At 58.3% G+C, this 2,645-nt stretch carries 3 protein-coding genes; 2 read left to right on the top strand and 1 reads right to left on the bottom strand.

The features are described from left to right. Positions 1-59 precede the first annotated feature (59 nt). Positions 60-653: a phosphoribosylglycinamide formyltransferase gene (purN, locus tag PHS32_RS24150; RefSeq protein WP_301082190.1), complete on the top strand. Its 594-nt coding sequence runs from the start codon at positions 60-62 to the stop codon at positions 651-653. 493 nt (positions 654-1,146) lie between these two features. Here the strand turns inward: purN and hrcA are convergent, their stop codons facing one another. Next, positions 1,147-2,151 carry a heat-inducible transcriptional repressor HrcA gene (hrcA, locus tag PHS32_RS24145; RefSeq protein ID WP_301082186.1) on the bottom strand — a complete coding sequence of 335 codons (1,005 nt, stop codon included), beginning with the start codon at positions 2,149-2,151 and terminating at the stop codon, positions 1,147-1,149. Positions 2,152-2,179: 28 nt separating this feature from the next. Between hrcA and PHS32_RS24140 the strand changes: the two genes are divergently transcribed. Further along, on the top strand, positions 2,180-2,645 hold a 466-nt coding region (locus tag PHS32_RS24140; RefSeq protein ID WP_301082178.1), incomplete at its 3' end, for an NAD(+)/NADH kinase.

The following is a 2,645-nucleotide window of genomic DNA, read 5'->3' as shown; positions in this document are numbered from 1 at the left end:
TTGAGGGGGCGAGGGGGGTGATCAAGGGGGAAGGGGTCAAGGTCATAATTCGGGCCGATATGAAAAACATCGTTATTTTGATCTCAGGCAGCGGCTCCAACATGGCCGCCATCGTAAAGACAGCGCAACGCGAGGGTTGGCAGGATAAATTTGGAGCCCGGGTGGCGGCCGTTATCAGCAACAAGGCATCGGCCGGAGGACTGGTTTTTGCGCGTGAACACGGTATTGCCACCGAGGTGCTGGAGCACCAGGCTTTTGCTTCGCGTGAGGCGTTTGACGCCGCGTTGGTCCAAATCATTGACCGCTTTGACGCGCCAGAGCAGCCCACGCTGGTGGTTCTGGCGGGCTTTATGCGCATTCTCACGCCCGCATTTGTGGGGCGCTACGCTGGGCGGCTGCTCAACATCCACCCGTCGCTGCTACCGGCCTTTGCGGGCTTGCACACTTATCAGCGCGCGCTGGATGCGGGCTGCAAGGTAGTCGGGGCCACCGTGCATCTGGTCACCGCGGAACTCGATCACGGCCCGATCCTGGCGCAAGCCGCGGTGCCGGTGCTGCCGGGTGACACGGCAGACAGGCTGGCGGGCCGTGTGCTCACCCAGGAGCACCTCATTTATCCGCGCGCGATTGCAGATTTGCTACAAAAAAGATAGCTATATACGTATATTTAACGGGGGCTGCAGCCAAATTTGTCATAAATTCTCTGCTCAGGTCGCCGTGCGGATGGCTCTTTTGTTCACCGAGGCCTGACGCAAGAACGCCGCAGTGTGGAAGCACACTGCGGCGCTGTTTTTGGTGGGCCTCCCGTGAGTCGAACACGGCACCAACGGATTATGCTTACCAACTACGACTTTCGTCGCCCCTTTCGGGTTTGTGGTCTGGACTGTCTCTTGTCTTTACGACCTGCCCGTACAGTCTCTACACGTTCTCTCCCAAAGAAGAGCTTCGCTCGGGATTGCCACGGTCATTGTTCACCAGAGGTTTCCCCGACTTTGAGCAGTTCTACCAAGGGGCAGAGTTAACTTGCGCCAAGGCAACCCAATCTGTTTATTCCACTCTCAGTAACTGAGGCTGAGGAAAAAACCACTTTAAGTCCGCTGCTCTAACCAACATGAGCTAGAGGCCCGAAGCGCAGATTGTAAGGGCCTACTTGTGGTAGCTCAGGGCGTTGCTGACCAATTTCGACGTAATGTCCACAATCTGGATCATGCGGTCGTAGGCCATGCGTGTTGGCCCAATGACGCCCAGGGTGCCGACGACCTGGCCGTCCACTTCGTACGGTGCGCTGACGATGGACAGATCCTCGAAGGGGACCACCTGGCTTTCGCCACCGATGAAGATGCGCACCCCCTCGGCCTGACCGGCAATATCGAGCAAACGCATGAGCTGCGCTTTTTGTTCAAACAGATCAAATGCGCGGCGCAGGTGGCCCATGTCATTGGAAAAATCAGTCACTGCCAGCAGGTTTCGCTCGCCCGAAATAACCACTTCGTCCTGCGTTTCCGACATGGCCTCGGAACTGACCGCCACGGCCGCCTGCATCAGGCTGGCAATTTCCGAGCGAAGTGATTCCACCTCGTTTTTCAATCGCTCGCGAACCTGCTCTATGGCCAGCCCGACGTAATGGCTGTTCAGGTAGTTGGCGGCTTCAACCAGTTGCGCCTGAGAATAGTCCGTCTCGGTAAAAATCACCCGGTTTTGCACGTCACCCTCGGGCGAGACGATGATGACCAGCAAGCGCCGCTCGGACAAGCGCAAAAATTCAATGTGGCGAAACACGGAGGAGCGGCGCGGCGCGATGACCACGCCGACAAACTGGGACAGGCTCGACAGCAGGTTGGCGGCGTTGGAAATCACCTTTTGCGGCTGGTCGGGCGCCAGAACGTGGGCCGCGAACTGCTCCTGGCGCACCGTCAGCATGGTGTCGACAAACAGGCGGTAGCCGCGCGCCGTCGGAATACGTCCGGCCGAGGTGTGCGGACTGACAATCAAGCCCAAATCTTCCAGATCAGACATCACATTGCGGATGGTGGCAGGTGACAGTTCCAGCCCCGAGGCTTTCGAGAGCGTGCGCGAACCCACTGGTTGCCCATCGGCGATATAGCGCTCAACCAGCGCTTTCAATAACAACTTGGCACGGTCATCGAGCATGGGGGCATTTTAGTGATGTAATTTGCCAATGAAATCAAAATTCCGGCACGTGGCGCTGATAGGTAAATACCAGACCGTGGCATCGGGCGCATCAGGCGCGTCCTCGCGTCGGGTGCTGGAAGACATTGCCCATTTTTTGGGTGTGCAGGGTTGCGAGGTGGTTTTTGAGCACGACACCGCGCACAACATGGGCATTTCCGGCTACCCGGTACTGGATGTCGACGCCATCGGCGCGAAATGTGATCTTGGCTTGGTGGTCGGCGGCGACGGCACCATGCTGGGCATTGGCCGCCAACTCGCCAGGTTTGGTGTGCCCTTGATCGGCATCAACCAGGGGCGACTGGGGTTCATCACCGACATCCCGCTGGGCGGTTACGCAGCCGCGCTGGCGCCGATGCTGCGCGGTGAGTTTGAAGAAGACCATCGCAGCCTGATGCACGCCAGGGTGATGCGTGACAGGCGATGTGTCTATGACGCGCTGGCGATGAATGATG

The organism is Rhodoferax sp., assembly GCF_028714215.1.
Taxonomy (GTDB): Bacteria; Pseudomonadota; Gammaproteobacteria; order Burkholderiales; family Burkholderiaceae_C; genus Rhodoferax.
Note: the sequence above shows the minus strand (reverse complement) of the source record. Positions and strands in the feature narration are given on the sequence as shown.

Bases quoted from the DNA above. Each gene is read 5' to 3' on its own strand.
- purN (WP_301082190.1), top strand. From the start codon at position 60: ATGAAAAACATCGTTATTTTGATCTCAGGCAGCGGCTCCAACATGGCC.
- hrcA (WP_301082186.1), bottom strand. From the start codon at position 2,151: ATGCTCGATGACCGTGCCAAGTTGTTATTGAAAGCGCTGGTTGAGCGC.